Annotated in this window: 26 protein-coding genes; all 26 read right to left on the bottom strand. The window is 40.9% G+C overall.

Annotation, left to right across the window (positions count from 1 at the left end; genetic code table 11):
* Positions 1-1,182, bottom strand: a complete 1,182-nt coding sequence (aroC, locus tag SporoP8_RS15735; RefSeq protein WP_085133392.1) for a chorismate synthase — start codon at positions 1,180-1,182, stop codon at positions 1-3.
* 23 nt (positions 1,183-1,205) lie between these two features.
* Positions 1,206-1,979: a CheR family methyltransferase gene (locus SporoP8_RS15730; protein WP_085133391.1), complete on the bottom strand. Its 774-nt coding sequence runs from the start codon at positions 1,977-1,979 to the stop codon at positions 1,206-1,208.
* 115 nt (positions 1,980-2,094) lie between these two features.
* A complete protein-coding gene (gene ndk / locus SporoP8_RS15725) occupies positions 2,095-2,541 on the bottom strand; it encodes a nucleoside-diphosphate kinase (RefSeq protein WP_085133390.1) in 447 nt (148 codons plus the stop codon).
* Between the two features lie 90 nt (positions 2,542-2,631).
* The gene (locus tag SporoP8_RS15720) at positions 2,632-3,606 is read right to left on the bottom strand and encodes a polyprenyl synthetase family protein (RefSeq protein ID WP_085133698.1); all 975 of its coding nucleotides are present in this window, start codon (positions 3,604-3,606) and stop codon (positions 2,632-2,634) included.
* 26 nt (positions 3,607-3,632) lie between these two features.
* Positions 3,633-4,328 carry a demethylmenaquinone methyltransferase gene (locus SporoP8_RS15715; protein ID WP_085133389.1) on the bottom strand — a complete coding sequence of 232 codons (696 nt, stop codon included), beginning with the start codon at positions 4,326-4,328 and terminating at the stop codon, positions 3,633-3,635.
* Between the two features lie 36 nt (positions 4,329-4,364).
* Entirely contained in the window at positions 4,365-5,078 is a 714-nt protein-coding gene (locus SporoP8_RS15710) for a heptaprenyl diphosphate synthase component 1 (RefSeq protein WP_158232263.1), read from the bottom strand.
* 29 nt (positions 5,079-5,107) lie between these two features.
* Positions 5,108-5,329: a trp RNA-binding attenuation protein MtrB gene (gene mtrB / locus SporoP8_RS15705; RefSeq protein WP_029053045.1), complete on the bottom strand. Its 222-nt coding sequence runs from the start codon at positions 5,327-5,329 to the stop codon at positions 5,108-5,110.
* 65 nt (positions 5,330-5,394) lie between these two features.
* Positions 5,395-5,964, bottom strand: coding sequence for a GTP cyclohydrolase I FolE (gene folE / locus SporoP8_RS15700; protein ID WP_085133387.1), 570 nt, complete (start codon positions 5,962-5,964; stop codon positions 5,395-5,397).
* A gap of 178 nt (positions 5,965-6,142) precedes the next feature.
* A complete protein-coding gene (locus SporoP8_RS15695) occupies positions 6,143-6,415 on the bottom strand; it encodes an HU family DNA-binding protein (RefSeq protein ID WP_037561579.1) in 273 nt (90 codons plus the stop codon).
* Between the two features lie 217 nt (positions 6,416-6,632).
* Complete coding sequence (spoIVA, locus tag SporoP8_RS15690) at positions 6,633-8,114, bottom strand: stage IV sporulation protein A (protein ID WP_332308444.1); 1,482 nt, start codon at positions 8,112-8,114, stop codon at positions 6,633-6,635.
* 335 nt (positions 8,115-8,449) lie between these two features.
* Complete coding sequence (locus SporoP8_RS15685) at positions 8,450-9,160, bottom strand: LptM family lipoprotein (RefSeq protein ID WP_085133385.1); 711 nt, start codon at positions 9,158-9,160, stop codon at positions 8,450-8,452.
* Positions 9,161-9,163: 3 nt separating this feature from the next.
* Positions 9,164-9,376: a DUF2768 domain-containing protein gene (locus SporoP8_RS15680; RefSeq protein ID WP_369802563.1), complete on the bottom strand. Its 213-nt coding sequence runs from the start codon at positions 9,374-9,376 to the stop codon at positions 9,164-9,166.
* A gap of 11 nt (positions 9,377-9,387) precedes the next feature.
* On the bottom strand, positions 9,388-10,407 hold the full coding sequence (locus tag SporoP8_RS15675; protein ID WP_085133383.1) for an NAD(P)H-dependent glycerol-3-phosphate dehydrogenase: 1,020 nt from the start codon (positions 10,405-10,407) through the stop codon (positions 9,388-9,390).
* 26 nt (positions 10,408-10,433) lie between these two features.
* The gene (gene der / locus SporoP8_RS15670; RefSeq protein ID WP_085133382.1) at positions 10,434-11,744 is read right to left on the bottom strand and encodes a ribosome biogenesis GTPase Der; all 1,311 of its coding nucleotides are present in this window, start codon (positions 11,742-11,744) and stop codon (positions 10,434-10,436) included.
* A 130-nt stretch (positions 11,745-11,874) separates the two neighbouring features.
* Complete coding sequence (gene rpsA / locus SporoP8_RS15665) at positions 11,875-13,023, bottom strand: 30S ribosomal protein S1 (RefSeq protein ID WP_085133381.1); 1,149 nt, start codon at positions 13,021-13,023, stop codon at positions 11,875-11,877.
* Positions 13,024-13,102: 79 nt separating this feature from the next.
* Entirely contained in the window at positions 13,103-13,687 is a 585-nt protein-coding gene (locus SporoP8_RS15660; protein ID WP_085133380.1) for a lysophospholipid acyltransferase family protein, read from the bottom strand.
* Positions 13,684-14,361 carry a (d)CMP kinase gene (cmk, locus tag SporoP8_RS15655; RefSeq protein WP_085133379.1) on the bottom strand — a complete coding sequence of 226 codons (678 nt, stop codon included), beginning with the start codon at positions 14,359-14,361 and terminating at the stop codon, positions 13,684-13,686. Before cmk ends, SporoP8_RS15660 begins: the two co-directional genes overlap by 4 nt.
* Before the next feature lie 76 nt (positions 14,362-14,437).
* Positions 14,438-15,079, bottom strand: a complete 642-nt coding sequence (locus SporoP8_RS15650) for a flagellar brake protein (protein ID WP_198166032.1) — start codon at positions 15,077-15,079, stop codon at positions 14,438-14,440.
* A 65-nt stretch (positions 15,080-15,144) separates the two neighbouring features.
* The gene (locus tag SporoP8_RS15645) at positions 15,145-16,428 is read right to left on the bottom strand and encodes a PepSY1/2 domain-containing protein (RefSeq protein WP_085133377.1); all 1,284 of its coding nucleotides are present in this window, start codon (positions 16,426-16,428) and stop codon (positions 15,145-15,147) included.
* Positions 16,429-16,450: 22 nt separating this feature from the next.
* A complete protein-coding gene (sleB, locus tag SporoP8_RS15640) occupies positions 16,451-17,248 on the bottom strand; it encodes a spore cortex-lytic enzyme (protein ID WP_085133376.1) in 798 nt (265 codons plus the stop codon).
* A gap of 97 nt (positions 17,249-17,345) precedes the next feature.
* Entirely contained in the window at positions 17,346-18,026 is a 681-nt protein-coding gene (gene prsW, locus SporoP8_RS15635) for a glutamic-type intramembrane protease PrsW (RefSeq protein WP_085133375.1), read from the bottom strand.
* 80 nt (positions 18,027-18,106) lie between these two features.
* Positions 18,107-19,069, bottom strand: coding sequence for a YpdA family putative bacillithiol disulfide reductase (locus SporoP8_RS15630; RefSeq protein WP_085133374.1), 963 nt, complete (start codon positions 19,067-19,069; stop codon positions 18,107-18,109).
* Between the two features lie 28 nt (positions 19,070-19,097).
* Entirely contained in the window at positions 19,098-19,862 is a 765-nt protein-coding gene (locus SporoP8_RS15625) for a metallophosphoesterase (protein WP_085133373.1), read from the bottom strand.
* Between the two features lie 109 nt (positions 19,863-19,971).
* Complete coding sequence (locus SporoP8_RS15620) at positions 19,972-20,277, bottom strand: hypothetical protein (RefSeq protein ID WP_085133372.1); 306 nt, start codon at positions 20,275-20,277, stop codon at positions 19,972-19,974.
* Between the two features lie 148 nt (positions 20,278-20,425).
* On the bottom strand, positions 20,426-21,865 hold the full coding sequence (locus SporoP8_RS15615) for a RecQ family ATP-dependent DNA helicase (protein ID WP_085133371.1): 1,440 nt from the start codon (positions 21,863-21,865) through the stop codon (positions 20,426-20,428).
* Positions 21,865-22,893 carry a YpbB family protein gene (locus SporoP8_RS15610; protein ID WP_085133370.1) on the bottom strand — a complete coding sequence of 343 codons (1,029 nt, stop codon included), beginning with the start codon at positions 22,891-22,893 and terminating at the stop codon, positions 21,865-21,867. Before SporoP8_RS15610 ends, SporoP8_RS15615 begins: the two co-directional genes overlap by 1 nt.
* Between the last annotated feature and the right edge of the window lie 101 nt (positions 22,894-22,994).

Raw genomic sequence — 22,994 nt, 5'->3', positions numbered from 1 at the left:
TTAAAACTCCTTTACATATTGTCTATATTGTTCAATATCCTTCTGTAAACCTTCCATTGTATCCGAACGGAATTCTTCCATAATCGCTTTAGCCATCTCTGTTGCGATGACATGTTCAGCTACAACAGATGCAGCGGGAACCGCACAAGGATCAGAACGCTCAATTGTGGCAACGAAGGATTCCTTTGTATCGATATCTACACTCTCTAGTGGCTTATAAAGCGTCGGAATTGGTTTCATGACACCGCGAACTATGATCGGCATACCTGTCGTCATTCCGCCTTCAAGTCCACCTAAACGATTGGATTTCCGGTAATATCCTAGCTCTTTATTCCAGCTTATTTCATCGTGAACTTCACTGCCTGGCATTTTTGCCATATCAAACCCTAAGCCGATTTCAACACCCTTAAAAGCATTGATGCTCATCATAGCCCCTGCAAGCTTGCCATCCATTTTGCGATCGAATTGCACGTAACTACCAATTCCCGGAGGACATCCTTCAATGATGACTTCCACTACGCCCCCCAGTGTATCACCACGCTTTTTAATATCATCTATAGCTTCCGTCATTTTGACAGATGCCTCTTTATCCGCACAATATACTGCATCCTCTTCTACGATGGCGCGCAGTTCTTCTATGGAAAGATCAGCGTAAGCAGCAGGATCTGTTTCGATGCCACCAATTTCCGTAACATGTGCTACAGTTTCAATCCCAAGCTGACGCAAGAATTGTTTTGCTACCGCTCCGATTGCTACACGCATCGTCGTCTCACGTGCTGATGAACGCTCCAAAACATTTCGCAAGTCACGGTGGCCATATTTCATGCCGCCGACTAGATCTGCATGTCCAGGACGGGGACGAGTGATTTGACGCTTCACGTCTTCAGGATTCATGTCTTCAGGAAGTGGTTCTACGCCCATGATGCCTGTCCAATGTTTCCAATCATCGTTAACAACCGTCAGCGTTACTGGCGAGCCTATTGTTTTACCATGACGTACACCTGATGAGATTTCTACACGATCCTTCTCTATTTGCATCCTGCGACCTCTACCGTGTCCACCTTGTCTTCTCTTCAATTCTTTATTAATCATCTCAGCAGTTAGTTCCATCTGTGCAGGTAATCCTTCAATGATGGCAGTAAGCTGTGGACCATGGGATTCTCCAGCTGTAATAAAGCGCATATTCCATTCCTCCGTAACGTGGTTTATTGTTTTTTTCTATAAAAGAATGTATCTACTGATTCAAAGTTGTATTTTTCAGGATTGAATATTTGTTCCGTGCTTCCAACGAATAAAATACCACCTGGTTTAAGTGCTTTGGAGAAGTTGGTGTAAATCTGATCTTTTGCTTCTTCCGTAAAGTAGATCATCACATTACGGCAGACGATCAAATCGTAGTTCGTATCATAACGATCTTCCAGCAAATTTTGCTGTTTGAATGTAACTGTCTTTTTGATATCTTCTACTACTTGATAAGAAGCACCTTCTTTTATGAAGAATTTATCTACGATTGGCTTTGGCACTTCTTTTAATGCACGATCATTGTAAAGGCCAACTTTGGCACGATTCAATACGCCCATATCTAGATCCGTTGCATAAATGGAAATATCACGCAATGGAAGGTAGGATGATAGAACCATTGCAAGTGAATAAGGCTCTTCGCCGGTAGAACAAGCTGCGCTCCAAATTTTCAATCGTTTATTTTTCTCCAATAATTGAGGTAAAATTTTCTTCTCTAAGACGTTCCAACGTACGGCGTTGCGGTAAAATTCTGACACATTAATCGTCATGCGGTCCAAGAATTCTTCCAGCAAGTCCTTGTCCGTTTGAATGGCTAGAGAATACTCTTTAAAATTACGAAAGCCTTTCTTTTCATACAGAGAAGTGAGTCTCCTCTTCATCTGGGCTTCTTTATACAAAGACAAATCGATCCCAGTTTTCTTCTTGACCCCTTGAATTAACACCAAATAATCAGACATTTAACAACCCCCTGTTGCCGTTGCTTTCTTATGTACGTTCTTATTATAACGGAAAATGTATGTCGTATGTATAAGAAAAACAGCCATGCGAAATTCGCTCGGCTGTTCTTGGCGATTAATTAATCCAGTTGTTCACTGTTTTGTCATAAGTCACAAGCTCTTCTTCTTTAAAGAATAAGTTAATCTCGCGGCTTGCTGACTCAGTTGAGTCTGAACCATGAATAATATTCTTGCCTACTGTTACAGCAAAATCTCCACGAATAGTTCCGGGAGCTGATTCTTTTGGATTCGTTGCACCCATCATTAAGCGAGCAGTAGAGATTACGTTCTCGCCTTCCCATACCATTGCGAAAACTGGTCCGGAAGTAATGAAGTCAACAAGTTCTCCGAAGAATGGACGTTCTTTATGCTCTCCGTAATGTTGTTCAGCAAGTTCTTGAGAAATGTTCATCAATTTCCCGCCAACTAATTGATATCCTTTGTCTTCGAAACGACCAACGATTTCACCTACAAGGTTACGTTGTACGCCGTCAGGCTTTACCATTAAAAATGTTCTTTCCATCTCTAAAACACTCCTTCAATCTTCTATAGGGATTATCCCTTTTAAATCGTAACATTGACGCCTTTTTCTTTCAACTATTAACAAACTTCGTCAATATTTTCGTTGACCGATAAAATCAGCAATTTGAGTCAGTGCTTTCTTCGACTTACCATTCGGCAAACTTTCCAATTCTTTTAGCGCTTTGGATAAGTAGAGATCACTTACATGCTGTGCTTTTTCAATCGCACCACTCTGTCGAATATAGCGAAGCATCGATTGTCTATCCGACTCTTCCATCTGTCCAGTAAAAGCACGTTCCATATAGGGCTTGAATTGTTCATCATCTTTTATGTATAAAACAGGCAATGTAATATGACCATTTAATAAGTCGCTTCCTGCAGGTTTCCCAAGTTCTGCATCTGTTGAAGTGATATCCAAAATATCATCGACGATTTGAAATGCCATTCCAGTGAAATACCCATATCTCTTTAGTTTCTGTACAGTTTGAGCATCTGCATCTGCACTGAGTGCGCCGAGTTCACAACTAGAAGATAGCAGTAAAGCAGTCTTTCGCTTAATACGTTTCAAATAGTCGCGAAAATGTTGATCGGTTTGTTGTTGGAAATCAATCTGGATAATTTCCCCTTTGCATATCTCGAGCATCGTTTCAGCGAGAATCTGATGAACAGGTGCTTTCTCGATAGTACCGATAGATGTCAACGCTCGTGAAAAGATGAAGTCACCTGCATACATTGCCACCCGGTTGTTCCACTTCGCTTTAACGGTTTCTAAACCGCGTCGCATATCAGAATCATCAATTACGTCATCATGGACGAGAGATGCCATGTGGATTAATTCAAGGGACACTGCAATTTTCGCAGCGCTTTCCAGCGAATAAGCTCCAAATTGAGCAGCCATTATAACGAAAATGGGCCGAATCCTTTTTCCACCGGCTTTCAATAAATGCAAGGAAGCTTGACGAACAATGGGAGAAGAGGATTGCACGGAACGCTCAAGCTCTTTTTCAATATAGGACATATCTTTGCGGAAATCCGTATAAAGCGACATCAACTTAATTTTTTCCAACCCCATTACCTTCTCCCGTGTATTCATTATTTATAAGCGATATGGCCTGCCGCCGCACCGCCACTGTAAGACTTGTACGAAACCTCTTGATATCCTGCATCGACGAAAAGCTGTGCTAGCTCTTTCATGCCTGGGAAATCATTTGCTGATTCTTGAAGCCAAGAATATTCTTTATAGCTCTTTGCGAAAAGCTTACCGAATACTGGCATAATATATTTGAAATAAAAGCGAAACCCTTGACGGTATACAGGAATTTTAGGTTGAGATGTTTCTAAACACACTGCCATTCCACCCGGCTTCAACACGCGTCGCATTTCTTTTAATACAGTCAAGTAATCGGGAACATTGCGAAGACCAAACCCGATCGTTACATAATCAAATGAATTGTCCGGATAAGGAAGTGACATGGCGTTACCTTGAACTAACGTAAGGTTCGGGTAAGGGGCTACTTTATCTCTGCCCGAATCCAGCATGTTGGCACTGAAGTCTAAACCGACAACTTCGCCAGTAGGGCCTATAGCTTGAGCCAATGCGACAGTCCAGTCTGCAGTACCACAGCAAACGTCAAGCGCTTTAGCACCAGGCTGTACGTTCATGCGTGCCATGATATCATTCCGCCATTTAATATGTTGATTGAAACTGATCACGGAATTCATTTTATCATAGTCTGTCGAAATTTTTTCAAAGACATTATGAACTTTTTCTTCTTTTGAGACCGCCACAGTTCGTCCCTTCTTTCTTCACTTCAGTTTACTTTCTCATTGATTCGTCATTTTCTGCAACTCTTCTAGTACTTCAGTATGTAAATAAAAGCTGTTATTTAATCTGTTGTTCAGCTGTAGTTGTAATTGATCGATCCACTCTTGTGTATCATTCGTACTCGGCACTAGATGCGGAAATTTCATCCGATTCAAGTCATGCTGTGTGCTGTCGAGCAACCAAACGAGTGGAAAGACTGTTTCTACGATATGTGTGTAACGACTAAAGCCGAATGCCTCGAAGAATTTCACAATACATGCGCTTTCCACTTCAGCAATCAACTGCAACCGCTCTTCAAGAGTAGGCGGTGGTGCTTGAAACAATGTCGTCTTGCATTCATTAACTCTGCCGATTGCCAATGACAAAGAACGAATGAGATGGAAGTTTGGAATTGACGCCAATAGCTTGTAGTGGATACCGCTGAAGTGATCGCCTGCAAGGACCATCAATTGCTGTTCTTTGGAAGAAGCATCCACGACATCGATTTGATCATGGACGTCAAAAGCCGTATGGATGGCACCAATCGCCAACGCGGCGGTTTGCATTTCATCTGTCCACTGCTCTCCGTTAAGCATAGGCAATAGGAGCAACGAAGCTTTTCGCCTGTCAATCGAAGCATGCCCAGCATCTCGTTCGACCACTGGCTGATAAATAGCGCGTCGCAAATGGTGTATATAATTGTCGACTTGGTCAGTGAATCCTTTTGTTTCCATCAGTAAGCTCCATTCCCGTAAGGATACGGTCATTCTTTTTCTTCACTGGCAATTACGCCGTGAGCTGTATGAATTTCAGCTTCTCCCCGAATCTTAATAGCGGAGGTATGCTCGGTAAACTGCGCGATCATGACTTCTCCTCTATCCAGCTTTTCGGTATGGTGAAACTTGGTGTCATTGCCTCTCGTGAGCCCAATAACATTCACTCCATCTTTTTTCGCTTTGATAATTAGATAATCTGGTTGTGTCATTTTCGCATCTCCAGTCTATATATAATTCTAATGATAGCATATACAGCAAGCGCTCGGCAAAGACCTTAGTGCGTTCTAATGAGAGATAAAATTTCAGCACGTTTCACATCATCATGTTCATAGATTCCTCTAGCTACAGTCGTGATGGTTTTAGCTCCTGGCTTCTTAATTCCTCTCATCGTCATACACATATGTTCAGCTTCGATAATGATATAGACACCATGGGGATTCAACTTTTCCATCATGGCATCTGCCACACTGGATGTAATGCGTTCTTGCAATTGTGGACGACGTGCTGCTGTTTCAACAGCTCTTGCCAACTTGCTCAAACCTGCAACTACTCCATTACGCGGAATATATGCTACGTGTGCTACACCGAAAAACGGAACTAAGTGATGTTCGCACATGGAATAAAAAGGAATGTCTTTCACCAATACCACTTCATCATGATTCTCATGGAATACTGTATCAAAATACTCTCTTGGGTCTTTATTTAAACCTTCAAATACCTCTTGATACATTTTAGCAACACGTTTTGGCGTCTCAAGTAATCCTTCACGAGTCGGATCTTCACCGATCGCTTCCAGTATCATTGTAACTGCCTGTTCTAATTTATTTATATCTTGCTCTTTCATAACAGCATGTCCTCCTTGTAGGAACTAAACCTATTTCCCCAAAATATTAGCACATTCCATTCATTCCGTATAGTTACTTGTACTTCCTTATGTATACCAATAAAAAAACGGAAAGGAGTCCATCCATGGCCATCTGATGAACAGATTTGCTGGACGGACTCCTATGTAAAATCTCAAATTATTTTACTGCGTCTTTAAGTGCTTTACCTGCTTTGAAAGCTGGAACTTTACTTGCAGCGATTTCGATTTCTTCGCCTGATTGTGGGTTACGTCCTTTACGTGCAGCACGTTCGCGTACTTCGAAGTTTCCGAAACCAATCAATTGAACTTTATCACCGTTAGCAAGAGTCGATTGAATTGTATCGAATACAGCTTCAACAGCTTTAGTTGCGTCTTTTTTTGTTAGACCTGCCGCTTCTGCCACAGAGTTAATTAATTCTGTTTTATTCACACCGTTCACCTCCTCTCAAAGGGGGATGCTATTGCTGTTAACACTGTAAAAAGAGTAACATAAGAAAAACTACGGTGCAACAATATTATCGCGCTTTTCCTTTATTCACGGCATTTCAAGCGATTTTGATAGAAAAGCATAGAAAAAAGACCCGTTTTTGACGGATCTTTCTTCATTTTAAACTACATTTTTTGTGTGGTTTTCTTAATTTTTCACCTCAAACAATAAACGTAATCATACCTTTATTCCCATCATTAACCATTTGTTCAATTGTTTCACGCAAGCGTTTTCTAGCTCGATCTGGAACTGCGGCAGTCTTATATCGGATACTTTCTTTCATGACTTCATGCAATGGTGTACCAAATAATTGGGTTTCCCATAATGCTTCACGATCATGTAAATACGCATTTTTCAACTCTTTCAACAAGTGATGACTATGGAATTCGGAGCCGATTAATGGAGCAAATTCCGCTTCCATGTCGATTCGAATAATGTGAAGTGAAGGGGCTTTCGCTTTCATTTTCACACCATAAAACGTGTCTTGTTTAATCAACTCAGGAGCAGTTGGCTGAAAATCTTCAATGGAAGGCAACGCTACACCATAACCTGATTTTTTTGCTGTATCAATTGCTTCCGCATACATATCATAGGATTTTTTTGCTTTAACTGCCTCTTGAATGAAGATTAGCCAATCTTTTTTTGAGCGCATTTCTGTTCCCATGAACTCTTCACACACATTAACAAAGGCTTGCTCATCCATATCAATCTTCACGATGGCGCGGCCTTTACCTGCATCAACTTCCACCACTTCCGCTTGTCTAATAAATTCTTCTTCTTGCAATAGCTCCGCAATCTCCTGAACTTTACGAATCTTAGAGACACCAAGGAATCCATCTGTGATTAGCTGATCGATACGTGCATTCAGCTTATGGCTATCTCCAAGCTCCTCCATCCAGTCAGGACGTTGCAATTCAATGTCCGTGATAGGGAATTCATACAACGCTTCTTTAAGAATGAGCTGGATCTCTGCTGCATTGAGCTGATCCGCACTAATAGCAATTACTGGAACACCATATTTTTCATGTAATTGCTGTTTCAGTTCCAATGCTTTTTCATGGGCAGGCATTTTAGAATTTAATACAATGACGAATGGTTTACCAATCTCTTGCAATTTCGAAACAATTTCTTTCTCAGCCACTTCAGCGGCTGCACGTGAAATATTGTTTACCGTGCCGTCTGTCGTCAGCAAGATCCCTATAGTGGAGTGATCACGAATAACCTTGTCTGTTCCGATGCGTGCCGCTTCCTGGAACGGGATCGGCTCATTGTGCCATGGTGTATGAACGTATTTCGGTCCATCCTCGTCCTCATATCCTTTGACACCGTCGATGACGTAACCTACACAGTCTGCTAGGCGAATTTGGAATTCCAGCTCGCCATCCCCTATTGAAACGCTTGTGCCTTGGGCAGGTACGAATTTAGGTTCTGCAGTCATGATTACGGGACCTGGTGAACTTTGGGGAAGTTCGTCTTGTGCGCGTATCCGATCGTTGGCATCCGTCATGTTGGGGATTACGACTTCCTCCATGACTCGTTTGACAAAAGTGGATTTCCCTACTCGAACAGGGCCTACCACACCTATATAAATATCGCCGTCTGTTCTTCTAGCTAAGTTTTCGTATAGTTCTTCTTTCATCATTAGCCCTCCTTTTTCTCCGCATTGTAGCTTATGAAATAGAAAAACGTTTCATGCATAAATGCATGAAACGTTTTTGGGTAATGCTACTAATTTAGTTAATAAACTTTGTAACCGTTCGGGATTGGTACTCCAGATAGAAACGCTTTCTGGAGGGCCCGCGGTGAGCCCGCTAGTCACTGCGTTCCTTTAGCGGTCTCACCTGTCAGGCTGATCCTCCCAGAGTCGTCCCATCTTCCGTACCAATCCTAGTTATATCATGGGACAGTTTGTATCGCTCTTTGAAATATGTAAAGTTCAAGTGCTGGTACATGGGGTCACCTACAAATTAAAGAACGTTATTTCTTCATAAACACGGGTTCGTTGTTTTCGTCAACTGTGTACGGCAAGGAGTATGCCGGAAGTACTAGGGAGTTTTCGTATAGTAGATAACGGATGTCTTTGCCTGCTTCTATTTTAGGCTTTTGTTCCATCAAGATCTTGTTGAGGTCGATGGAATAATCTACATAGAAGTTTCCGTCGCCGCCTACTACGATGGGTAAGTGAGCGTCAGAGTATGGGCTCTGGACAGTTAGTGGTTCTTTGAAGCCCATTTTCTTGAAGTCTACTTCATAGACGTTGTCGCCGACCGGATCTAGGAATGGTAGTTCTCCGTTAATAAATTTACGCAAGTTTAAGTCGCGTAGTTTTTCAGTTATACGCAAATCGACTAGCTTAACGGTAGGATTTTCTTCCACATCCATGAGAACATATTGGAAGATGCCACCGTTTTCGAATGCGTTGGACGGAATCTTTTCAGTGAAGTCCGGCACGATTTTTGAGAACTCGATTGGATATTTGATGAATTGATCGGTTTCTTGATCGCGTGTTTTAATTGGTAATAGACCGCCTGATTGTTCTTGATAGCGCTCTACAGCTTTCTGGATTGTTTCTTGAAGTTCAGGATACGGTGTCTCACTTGCTTGTTTTTCTTCAGGTGGGCGACCGCCACAGGCAGACAACAAAAGTCCACAGAGTATCATTGAAAATATAAAGATTCGTTTGTTCATACGTTACGCCCCTCCAGTCGGTCCGTTGAATACTAAATAGACCATTGCGAAGAACGATGAAATTAATAGTGTATAGGCAATAATCGCAAATAGAATCTGTACTACACGGTTTTTTATTTTATATCGACTCAAATAAATCAAGCCCATTGAAACCACCATGAATCCCATTGCGTAAAAAGATAGCCACATTTTATCTAACGAGGACAAAATTGTCACCCTCCTACTGTTTAAATACCGAAAAATGTATCGATTTCTTGTTTCTTACCGCGAGTCATTAATTGATCCACGGCTTGTTTAGGGGGAATCCCTCCAAATAGTATGGAATACAGAGCTTCTGTCAACGGCATGTTGACATTAAACTGCTGCGCTAACTGAAACGCGGCCTTCGTAGTACGCACACCTTCTATGACCATGCCCATTTCTTCAGTCACTCTTTCTAGAGACTGACCTTTTCCAAGTAAGTTTCCTGCCCGCCAGTTTCTAGAGTGAACACTTGTACATGTAACGACCAAATCGCCGAGTCCCGTTAATCCAGAAAATGTTTGTTGATCCGCACCCATTTTAACACCCAGACGTGTGATTTCTGCTAGGCCTCTCGTAATAAGAGCAGCCTTTGCATTATCACCGTAACCTAGACCGTCAGAAATTCCGGCAGCTAAAGCGATGACATTTTTCAATGCCCCGCCAAGCTCCACACCAATCACATCTTTATTCGTATAGACACGGAAATAATTGCTCATGAATAAATCCTGTACCCGTTCTGCCGCTTCCATGTTGCTTGAAGCGACCGCTACTGTTGTCGGATGTCTAAGTACGACTTCCTCCGCATGACTCGGTCCAGACAGCACGACAATGGCTTCACGCAATGTTTCATCGATTTCATCTGCAATGATTTCAGAAATCCGTTCCAATGAATTCGGATCAATTCCTTTGGAGACATGGACAAATAAAGCAGGTTCAGTTAATAATTCCTGTATACGGCGACAAGTTTCACGCATCGCAACAGTCGGTACGGCAAGTATAATCGTTTTCGCATGTTGGACCGCCATTTGTAGTTCACTAGTAGAGTTAAGGTTATCGGGCAGTTTCACATCTGGCAAATACCGGTTGTTCGTGTGCTGATTATGGATTTCATCTGCTTGTTCTGCACGTCTCGTCCAAATTAAGCTATCATGTCCATTTTCAGCCAGCACAACAGCTAGCGCGGTCCCCCAACTGCCTGCCCCGATTATAGAGACTTTTTCCATTACCTCCACCCTTTCTATTTGTGTAGTTAGCTTCTTGCTCTTGTGATTAAACGGATGGGTGTACCTTCAAATCCAAAGGCTTCACGTAATCTGTTCTGTAAAAAGCGTTCATAAGAAAAGTGCATAAGTTCTGGTTCATTGACAAAGACCACGAATGTCGGCGGCTTCACAGCAACTTGTGTTGCATAATAAATCCGCAAACGACGTCCTTTATCTGAAGGCGCAGGATTTCTAGCCACTGCATCCTCTACTACCTCATTCAAGACACTCGATTGAATACGCATCGCATGATTTTCACTGATCAATTGGATATTGGAGAATAATGTATGCACGCGTTGCTTTGTTTTAGCAGAAACAAAGAAAATAGGTGCATAATCAAGGAATCTAAACTGATCGCGAATATCATCGATGAAATTATTCATCGTCTTATCATCTTTTTCAAGAGTATCCCATTTATTCACAACGAACATGACACCTTTTCCTGCCTCTTCCGCAAAACCAGCTACACGTTTGTCCTGTTCACGAATACCTTCTTCTGCGTTTAAGACAATCAATACAACATCAGAGCGGTCAATCGCTTTTAAGGCACGTAATACACTGTATTTCTCTGTATTTTCGTATACCTTCCCTTTTTTACGCATTCCCGCAGTATCGATAATTTTAAATTCTTGTCCTTCTATTACTTTTGTAGAGTCAATTGCATCTGTTGTCGTTCCAGCGATATCGCTTACGATGACACGATCTTCACCAAGTAACGCGTTAACTAGTGACGATTTTCCGACATTCGGGCGTCCAATTAAACAGAACTTGATGGAATCGTCTTCCTCTTCTTCTAAATTCATATCTTTAAAGCTTTCTGCGACTGCATCCAATAAATCACCAAGTCCTAGACCGTGTGATCCTGAAAGTGGATACGGTTCGCCAAATCCAAGTGAGTAAAAATCATAGACCATATCTCTCATCTCTGGATTATCTACTTTATTCACTGCCAATACGACTGGCTTGTTCGTTTTATACAGCATACGTGCCACTTGTTCATCTGAATCTGTCACACCATCTCTACCATTCGTCAAAAAGATGATGACGTCCGCTTCTTCAATGGCAATTTCAGCTTGCATACGGATTTGGTCAAGTAATGGTTCACTACTAAGTTCAATACCGCCTGTATCGATTAAGTTAAATTCATAATTCAACCAATCTGCTGCGCTGTATATACGATCTCGCGTTACACCGGCAACGTCTTCTACGATAGAAATACGTTCGCCTACGATCCGGTTAAAGATTGTCGACTTACCGACGTTTGGTCTTCCTACGATTGCTACTGTTGGTTTTTTCATTTTCTTTCATAACACCCTTCCGACCTATCTTTGAATATTATACACAAAAAGAATGATGATGCATATGAAAGCATCATCATTCCAATTACGCTTATTTATCATTTGTGGCTAGTTTATTACATTCTGAAGTTTATTTTTGGAATTTCTTCAGTTGATCACCGATGACATCTCCTAAAGAGAAGCCAGTTGTTTCTTCAGGCATTTCATAACTAAAGTTTTCTTCACGTGTTTCTTGTGGCTTTTCAATAAGATCTTTAATGCTCAATGAGATTCGTTTTTCCTGCGGATTTACGTCTAATACTTTTACTTGTATAGTTTGGCCTTCTTCAAGGACTTCTTGCGGTGTGCCGATATGCTCATGTGCAATACGTGAGATGTGAACGAGTCCTTCTACGCCGGGCAAAATCTCGACGAATGCACCATATGCTACAAGCCGTTTCACCGTACCATCCAGTACAGAGCCCACTTCTGCTTTTTCTTCGATATTTTCCCATGGTCCAGGCAATGTATCTTTAATGGATAAAGATACACGTTCTGCATCACGGTCTACAGACAATACTTTAACTTGGATCTCGTCTCCTTCTTTCAGCACGTCTGACACACTTTCAATGTGCCCGTGTGAAATTTGCGAAATATGAACCAAACCATCTACGCCACCGATATCAACGAATGCACCAAATGAAGCGATGCGTTGTACTGTACCGTCGAGAATGTCACCTTCTTGAATTTCAGAAAGCGCAGCTTCTTTTTTCTGCTCGTTCTGCGCTTGAACGACAGCACGGTGAGACAAGATTAAGCGGTTCTTTTCTTTATCCATTTCAACGATTTTAAATGTCATCGTACGTCCTTTATAATCATCAAACGATTCAACGAAGTGATCTTCTACTAAAGAAGCTGGAATAAATCCGCGAACGCCAAGGTCGACAACCAGTCCGCCCTTTACTACATCCTTTACATCTGTCTCGATGATTTCGCCACTTTCAAATTTCTCCTCTAATGAATCCCATGCATTTTCTGCATCTACTTGACGCTTAGACAAGACATACATCTCATCTTCCACCTTGGTAATCGCTAATTGTAATTCATCACCAATTGAGACTGCATCTGCTGCTTTTTCAATATGCAAGCTTGAAAGTTCACTGATCGGAATCACACCGTCAAAAGGAGCGCCAGCGATTTCAACAGTCACTGATTTCTCTTCAACCTTTGTCACTACACCCGTTACGTGTGCACCTTCACCGTATTCTTTAACTTCATCCATATTCATCTCTTCAGTCATATGTAGTCCTCCTCCATAATGATCCTATCTCTATATTATGCGAATTGAGACTTAAAAACAAAAAATTGCAATTATTCTTTTATTTATACTGTTCAATCAACTTGGATATCTCTGCCATAATCGCTTCCGTTACCTCTTCAGCAGATGCTTTTCTTTCACGATAAGGCGTCATATCCATAGCTTCCCCGTAGACGACTTTCAGTTGCGAAAAGGCTTTATACGGCCCGATGATTGCACACGGAACGACTTTTGCATCTCCACCTTTAAGAGCAAAGAATCCTGCGCCCGCCAAACCTTTTCCAATTTCCCCCGTTTTGCTTCTAGTTCCTTCAGGGAAAAGACCTACCACTTTGTCTTCGCGTAATAGTTTAATGGTTTTACGGAATGCTTCTCGGTCACTCATGCCACGTTTTACGGGATATGCTTGTACTTTTGGTAACAACGTTTTAAGAATCGGCTTATCAAATAGCTCTTCTTTGGCCATAAAATGAACTGTTCTCGGACATGTAATACCGACTATAGGCGGATCTAAATTATCTATATGATTGGTGCACAAAAGCACACCGCCTTGTTTCGGGAAGTTTTCTTTGCCGATTACCTTAATTCGATAAAGTGGAAAACAAACAGTACTAATCAAAAACTTGCCAAGTGGATATAAATTCATTGAGCCAACCTCTTTTCGGCATATTCGACAATACTATTTGTCACTTCTTCTATTGTCTTCCCTGTTGTGTCAATTATAATCGCATCTTCTGCTTTTTTTAATGGAGAAATTTTTCGTTCGCTGTCCGCTTGATCTCTTTCGCTTATTTCCCTTTTCAATGTTTCATAATCCGATTTCATTCCACGCTTCTGTTCTTCTAGTAAACGACGCTCAGCACGCTCTTCTACAGAAGCTGTCATGAAGATTTTCAATTCAGCCTCAGGCAACACAGCAGTACCAATATCCCTACCATCCATTACAACGGAGGATTCTGCTGCCAGACTCTGCTGTTTAGCTACCAAAAGTTCACGGACAGATGTCAAAGCCGCGATTGCTGAAACATTTGTCGTCACTTCGTGTGAACGAATCGCGTCAGTTACTTCAATACCATCCAGCAAGACTTTTTGCACTTGTTCGTCCGGTTGCAAATCGATTTCCGTTTGGGCAATCAACTTTGTAATTTCTTCCTCATTACGTGGATCTGTGGCGCTTTGAAGTACTTTGTAAGTAATGGCGCGATACATAGCTCCTGTATCGATATACGTATATCCTAATTTTTTAGCTACTAATTTAGCAATTGTACTTTTACCCGCTGCTGCAGGTCCGTCAATTGCAATTCTCATTCCACCTGTCATGATGAAAACCCCTCCATTTACGCCTTTATTGTACCATAAGCAAAAAGGAAAAGTCTGCTCTCGACAGACTTTTCCTTTAGCTATTTCGTAATTCTAACTGTCGTTCAAAGCAATAGCGAATAATATGTTGTCGATCTTTATCATCTATTTCATCAAACGTGAAAGAGCTCAATCTACGGTTCTGACTTTCCCAATTTCTTACTACTTTTGCTTTACATGATACATATTTGATTTCTGTTTTCGAGAAATACAATACAATCAATAATTTCACTTCTGTATTTCGCGGGAAATAATCATGATTTTTCATATTGACGGCTAATCCACCAGCGCTAATATCCAATGACACCAATTGCAAAGAGGAAGAGTCTGCTTGTAATGCCACGTCTAATGACGCATCGACACGAACGAATTCTCTTCTTTGGATTTTAATCAATTGCTTATCACCGGGATATTTCAGTTTAAGCATGGGAATCGTTTGATTGACCCGGCTATGCACTTCTGTGCGAAATGCATAAGACATTTTATACTGATCTACGAATGTAACAAGTAACTGCGTACCATCTATGAAGAATGCTGTTTTACCCGTCATTATATTGATAGGGTAATCCATCATGAAGTGCTCTTCATCTTCAATATCCACTACGCGACATTTGAATTTCTCCGATTCCTCAGTATAATCTTTTTCCAATGTTAATACTGTCCCGATACTTAGTCTCATATCTCCACCTGCCATTCGTCCTATTCTTTTATTATGTCATGTGGAGTAAATTTTTCCAATCCTTTTTATTGTTTTTCTGTCGTAATCACTTCTAATGTCTCCGTATCAACGAGAATCTTATATGTCTCTAAATTTTCTTCACCTGAAACGACAGTTAAATAATGCGCAAGGCGTTGCTCCATTTGACTATTTTCTACATAGGCAAGCTCCTGAGCCATTACTGTAACATCCGGTCTAAAGAACGTATGCCACTCCGCTGTACGAATAGGCTGTGGTTTTGGCTGTTCTTTACGAATGTATTCCGATGCATTCAGACCGATCACTTCCCCGTTGTCTTTTGCTAATTTGATATGAATTGGATCTGAAAATACTTTGGCATCATTTTCAGGATCCACCCGGACGAAAACAAAATGCCACGCGTTATCATTCTCTCTCGCCTCTTCTAAAACCAAATCCGTATAATTCGCCTTCTTTAAAAACTCATCAGCCAGCTTCTCTAATTCTTCATAGGAAACTGTAGGCTTACCCATGCGACGCTCCATGAGATACGACAGAACATGTCCACCTTTTTCAGTTATATCTATATAGCCAATTGAAGAATTTTCCGCATAACGGATATGATAAAATGGATATGGAGCCCCTTTTCTACTTCTTTCCGCTGCAATGATATCATTCGATACAGTCGGCAGAAGCTTTTTGAATTTTTGAATTGCCTCGTCTTCGCTAATTTTCTTTTCCTTAATATCACGCAACTCTTTTTTCTTCTTCGCATCAGACTCACTAGCCGTTAGAGGGAATACTGCTTCTGTATATTCCATGACAGACTCTCCCATTTTCGACCAATTCGCCTTTCCATCAGGTGAATCACGCAACTTTTTTTCCCAGTTGCTGATTGACATTTTTCTTGAAAACATATCTTTTGTCGCTAACTGCCATTCACTCGTTAGTTCATCCAGATTTTCTGAAGCGCGTTGCATCACGCCATAGTATTCGTCAGCGTCGCCGTTCTCTGTAGATTGCTTTGCGAAATTCCCTAATCTTCCTAAATAATTCATCCAGGAAGTAGAGAAACTTTCATCTACAGGAAGTGAGGATATGGATGATTTGATATCTGATGACAAACGCCAAATATCTTCTCTTTCCTTTGCAGAACTTTTTTGATCTTCAAATAATAATGACTTATTTACTGCCTCTTCCAACTCACCTAGTTTTTGTGAGGCATCTGTCATACTTTTGGAATATTGGCCATTCAATGCAATTGATAAATCTTCATTTTCACGCACTGTTCCAAACGTATATATTCCCAATACAATAAATGAATAGGTCAGAATGAAAATCATTCGTTTCATAATAAGCTAGGTCTCCTTTCTATTAGTCACAAAATATGTGTAAACCGATTTTCTTAATTTGTGGCCTTGACCAAATCCATTTACTAGTTGCTGTGATTGGATTGAAATAGTAAATTGCATTTTCTGAAGGATCCCAACCGTTGATTGCATCAATAACGGCTTCTTTCGCACGTTCATTCGGTGTCAGCCAAATTTGTCCATCCGCAACCGCAGTAAACGCTCCCGGTTGAAAGATGACGCCGCCAATTGAATCAGGAAAATCTGGATGTTCGACACGGTTTAAAATAACTGCCGCTACCGCCACTTGTCCTTCGTATGGCTCGCCACGTGCTTCACCATACACTGCATTGGCCAATAAATTAATATCCTGGTCAGTATATTTAGGCGGTGCTTGCATTTGGGTTTGCGACTGCTTGTGCGGGACACTCCCCTTTTTCACTTGGGATTCTAGCGACTGTCCACCGTAATAGGTAAATTGATTTCCTTTCGCTATCTGCCCTTTTACATACTTTTCATCGTAATCTGAAATTCCTCGCAACTTCTTCTGCGTGCTTTTACCCGCTATCCCGTCAAGTGGTAAACCGTATTGCTCCTGGAAATTGCGTAATGCCCAGTACGTCCCGAAACCGAAATTACCATCAATTTCTCCATGATAGAAACCGATATATTGGAGCCTTGCTTGCAATTCAATTACATCGTCCCCTTTTGCACCTTTCGCTAAGTCACGTCCACTGAACGCTTCACTATGACTCGCAAAGAAAGAAAACATCATGATGCCTGCCAGTAATAAAAATAGGAAGCGTTTTGTAATTCGCTTCATAGACATCCACCTCCATAAAATTGTGCTTCCTCGTAGTTTGTCCAATATCGAGTATTTTATAAGGCAAAAAATCCGTCTGAAGAACTCAGACGGATTTCTAAAAGTTTGATTGATTTCGTTTTCTGAATTGTTGCATCGCAAAAGTATGTGCATACTTCACTCGTGTCAGCCCAAACCACCATAGGAACAGCATAAAAGGGATCATTAAATACAGCCAATAATCATTAGTAAATAAAATCGAGTTGTAAAGTATATGAAGTAGCAATGGCGCTAAAAATGCAATAACTATCCATTTCGCTTTTTCTGATGCAACAGAAAACTTCGCTTTACCAAAATAATACCCCATCACGACACCAAATAATGCGTGACTTGAGACAGGCAGTAATGCACGAAGAAAAGCTGTATTCAAACCGAAAGATAGTAAATATAAAATGTTTTCTATTGTAGCGAATCCGAGTGAGACACTCGCTCCATATAAAATCCCATCATAGGCATCTTCAAACTCAATTGTTTTATATACGAGAATAAAAATAATAATCCATTTAAAAAATTCCTCTAAACTGCTCGTAAATAATACATTTCGGAAAAACTCATTATGAAATACATGCTCTTCTTCAAATACATGCTGGATAAACAAAATAGGAAATGTCATGATTGCACCGTAAATGAATGCATGGAATAGCGTCTTGGACGGCTCCTTGGCAATTTGTTTACGTAAATACAAATAACTGAAAAGTGCCAGCGCCGGCGCTATTGCGACTGTCAGTAAAATAAACATAAGCGCCTCCTCATATCGCTAGTATATCACACCATATACAATAAAAGCCGCCTGACCTGTAAGGCAAGCGACTGATTCATTCACATATTTTGTGCAATACATTGTGCAATCATTCCACCATGGAAACGTCCATTTTCGATAAAAATTTCATTGGCATTATTCCCCGCTGCAATAACACCTGCGATGAATAAATTATCAACGTTTGTTTCCATCGTTTCTTCATTGAAAACAGGTCGTCCAGATTGTTCGTTTACTTCAATCCCTATTTTACGTAAAAATGCATGATCCGGATGATAGCCGATCATCGCAAAGACGTAGTCACTGTCGAGATCAAATAAGGTGCCTTGCTGATTAACGGTAACTGTTTTTTCAGTAATTTTCGTTACATACGCATTAAAATGCATATCGACTTGACCGTTACGCACCAAACTTTCAAAACCTGGGAGTATCCAAGGTTTTACACTTTTCGAATACGTTTCGTTTCGATAGATGACAGTTACATGCGCACCCGCGCGTTGTAACTCGATTGCTGCGTCGACAGCAGAATTTTTCCCGCCAATGACTGTCACCTTTTTATTGAAGTACGGATGTGCTTCTTTAAAGTAATGATAGACAGTAGGCAAATTCTCTCCTTCGACATGTAAACGATTGGGTTGATCATAATAACCTGTTGCCACTACGACATATTTCGCTTCATAGACCGCTTTATTCGTCGTCACAATAAATTGATCATGCTGCTTATTTATATCTTCCACTCGCTCATGACTATTGATTCGCAAGTTCTCGATTTGTGCAACAGTTCTATAATATACGAGTGCATCATTACGTCTTGGTTTATCTATCGCTGTAATGAATGGCGTCTTGCCTATCGATAATTTCATGCTGGAACTAAAAAACGTTTGGTGAGTGGGATAATTATAAATCGAATTCACGATATTTCCTTTTTCAATCACCACTACCGATAAACCGATATTTTGCAATTCTATTGCCGCTGACAAGCCACATGGACCGCCACCAACAATTACTGCATCTACAGAATTCATGACATCTACTCTCCTAATTTCTCGCGTTCTAGTAATGAACTTCCACTACATGACATTCGGGTTTCGCACCGAAACGTAACGGCACCATTGTCGTTCCATAGCCGTTACTGATTAATTTCGCGCAGCTTTCCGCCGTCTCAAAGCGACCAAGGTCTTGCATGCCCCAACGACCAAGTCTAATCTGGCCGCCATGTGTATGGCCAGCAACAGATAAATCAGGTCGCCGCTTCTCTTCAAACTTTCGGAAAAATGAAGGATTATGTACAGCTAGGATCAAATGATCATAACCTTTTGCAGAATCCACAGCCTTATCGATCTCTACTTTTCCGTTATTTGGATCTTGCAGCCCACATATACCGAAATTCGGATGGTTCGGTATCGATGTAGTACTGTTGACCAACACTTTACCACCTACATGTTCCATCACACGTAATATATTTTCTGTGCCTACTTCTTGATCATTATTTCCAAAAATATAGAAGATCGGCCCCACTGAAGCGAGTAAACGCATATTGCGTTCAATTCGCTCAATCGGCACACCGCCTTCCGCCGCATCTCCACCTACGATAACCACATCGATAGAACGCGTACGCAAATCATCTATCAGTCGCTGAGGAATACTCCGTCTGTGGATATCTGAAATGAAGAACACGTTCAATTTATTAGTTGGCGACGATTGAATAGTTAATGTATGAGTAAGCACACGATTCCGATGAGCTAAGGTAAACATATAAGTCAGCATAGTCATCGCTGATAAAAAAACTGATAATCCCGCTATTCGAACCTTTTTCATTAGTCAACTCCCATAAAAAAAAGCAAAGCGTCTACTTTGCTTTTGTAGTAGTAATTTTCATTAGTAGTGTAGCGAGATTTCATTAAAACCCCTAACTATTATACTGCGCTTAGGAAACGGCATGCATGAAATGTGTCATGGACGGATAAAGCCCAACCGACAACTCGACTTTTTCAACAGGTACTTGATCGGGAACGTCAGGGGAATAGAGATCCGATAATACATAAAGGAGTATAACAATAGGTATTAATGTAAAAATCGCCAGAAAAATATTGATGACTTTCACTTGACCGTATTTCTCCTCTTTCTTCTTTCCATGTACTTCTGCACGGGAGGGAAGTTTATCGATAGGCGCTTTTTCTTTAATCTCTTTTCGCTGTTGTTCAAAATCCATTTTATACTGATCGTTTAACATGTCTAATTTCTCCTTCACACCGCATAATGTCTGTTGCTATTATATGATGCAATTCCTTTATTCATCCGTGAAAAATACGTCCGTTCACAAACTCATCTATCTCTATTATGCCGAATTTTGTCTAAAAAGTAAATACTGACAGTCTGCTTTAACCTAATAACTGACGTAGACGTTCACTCCACTGTAACGCTTTGTTTACGTGTTCAGTTGATGCTTGTGACTTAATCAACCAATCGTCATCTAGATTCTGGCAGTTTGAACAGCAATCCGTTTCTGCTGGCGACGTATTCTCGCCAAAAAACTGTACTAATTTCTGTCGCAAACACCTTTCACTTTTTACATAACTCTCCATTTCGGCAATTTGTTTCTCTTTCACTTGATATATTTGTTCGATTTGTCGAATGACATGTTCTATATCGTATTGTTCCAAATAATAATCAAGCAAACGACTAGCTACTTCTGATAGTCCAGCTTGCTCGGCAGCCAATTGACTCCCAGTACCTGATTGCAGTAAAGAATGATAATAAAGAATTTGCTGTTCCTCTGGCAAATCCTCGTACACGATGAACTTCACTTTCTGTATATCTCGCACACTATATAAAAGTGTGACCGCAGCCTGATCCCCATCACGTCCTGCACGTCCTACTTCCTGAATGTACGCGCTTGGCGTAGCAGGTAGATGCTCATGAATAACTTGTCGAATATCATCTTTATGGATTCCCATACCAAATGCATTGGTAGCACAAATCCACTCGAGTTCACCTTGTATAAATTGTTCTTGAATAATAGATCGTTCATCCTGTTCCTTGCCTCCATGATAACTTGCTGTCGGGATTCCTCTCTCTCGAATTATTGCCGAAAGTTCATCCGCACGTTTTCGTGACGCCACATAAATAATACCAGGTCCGATCGTTGTAGCAAGTCTATCAATAATCCACTCTGTTTTTGCCAATTCATTATCCAAATGCACCACACGATAGGATATAGCAGGACGATCCATCGACTGTCGTTCGATGTGAGGATTTCTCATGTGTAAGTAAGTAGTTATGTCTTCCACTACTTTTTTACTCGCAGTAGCAGTTAATGCCAACACCGGTGCTCTTTTTAAAACTGAGAACAGTTCTTTTAATCGTAAATAGTCTGGTCGAAAATCAAATCCCCATTCGGAAATACAATGGGCTTCATCCACTACAAAAAAAGCTATATGTAATTGTTGAACAAGCTGCCGGACATGTTGTTGCATCATCATTTCAGGTGATAAAAAAATGAACTTATAATGCGTCATGGTAGAGAGCGCCAATTCTTTTTCCTTGCTAGATAAAAACGAATTGATCGCGACCACACGTTTCTCTTTATGTTTTCGTAGATTGGCCACTTGATCTTCCATCAACGCAACGAGCGGAGAGATGACGATCACTGCTCCATCGAGTATATATGCAGGTAATTGATAACAAAGTGACTTCCCCGTACCCGTCGGAAAAATCGCCACAGCATCCCGTCCAGCAAGTAACTCCTTAATGACTTCTTGTTGCCCAGGTCGAAATGATTCATAACCGAACTTTTGATGCAATACTTCTTGAAGTTCCATCAGCTCTCGCTCCTTCCAATAATGATGATTAATCGCAGTTGGAAATACGACAATTCTGGGCACTGTTGTTTCAACAAACGCAATCTTTTAGTTTGCAACTGTTCAACATGACGCCAAACCATCTCCATTTGTTCTTCCGTTACAAATTCTTTATATGGAAAGCCATCCATATTCGCTGCCATTTCAATGAAATGATCTTCTATAGTACTTAATTTCAAATTTCGTAAAGATGCAATTTGCTCTACCGAATAACCCCGCTCGAATAGTTTTTGTGTCCGTTCGGCAGATTGTGTCAAATACGTGTCTACTCTGCAACCTACCGCTAATTCTGTCAGTAATTGCAAATTCGGTTGTTGTTGTAGGAAGTCCAGCAATATGTGTAATGCTTCTAAATAGTAAAGTTGCAGAGTCATAGTCGATATGTTTAGACTTTCCGCCAGCTGTTCCCAAGTAGATGCGGTAAGTCGGTAACCCGTCAATCGATCGCTCACTATCGTACGTTGTAAATCTGATAATGATGAATGAATTAGCGCGTGTTCCAATTCTTTTCGCAATGATGTAGATAGATTAGTCGTGCTACTTGATTGGTTACGTAAAAGTCCTTTGATAAATTGTTGGGTAGGCAATTCTTTCTGGATCGGCATGAACATTGTCTCACCGCATCGTAAATTGGACAATGTCTGTACTAGCAACGCCAAACGTCTGCCGAACTCTCTTTCACGACCACGGTAATTCCAGCCATTAAATCGCCACATTTCACTACCCGTCCCCATCTGACCTTTTGCCGTCACATAGACGAGTTCATTTATATAGATCAGACCGTTTGCTTGCATCCGCTCTAACGCTTGCTGAAAGTCGCTTGCCGTCAATTGTGGCAACAATGCATAGTATGATTTAACTTGATAATATTCAACGTCTTGTAATGTCTGTCCTGATTTTTTCCCGCGAAGTATATGGTAAACACCTTGCGCTGAACGCTCACCATGGAGACGTTGGAAGATCGTTAGTAAGATAGAATCAAAACTCATTTGCGCTCACTCCTGAAGAAATAACGTTTTTTTGTTGAAAAGTGATGAAAACAGCTTTAGAATAGAGTAGATACAAAATAGGATGAGTGAATGGAAGAAGG

This window comes from Sporosarcina ureae, from assembly GCF_002101375.1.
In the GTDB taxonomy this organism is placed as follows: domain Bacteria; phylum Bacillota; class Bacilli; order Bacillales_A; family Planococcaceae; genus Sporosarcina; species Sporosarcina ureae_B.
This window is presented reverse-complemented; position numbering and strand designations above follow the sequence as displayed.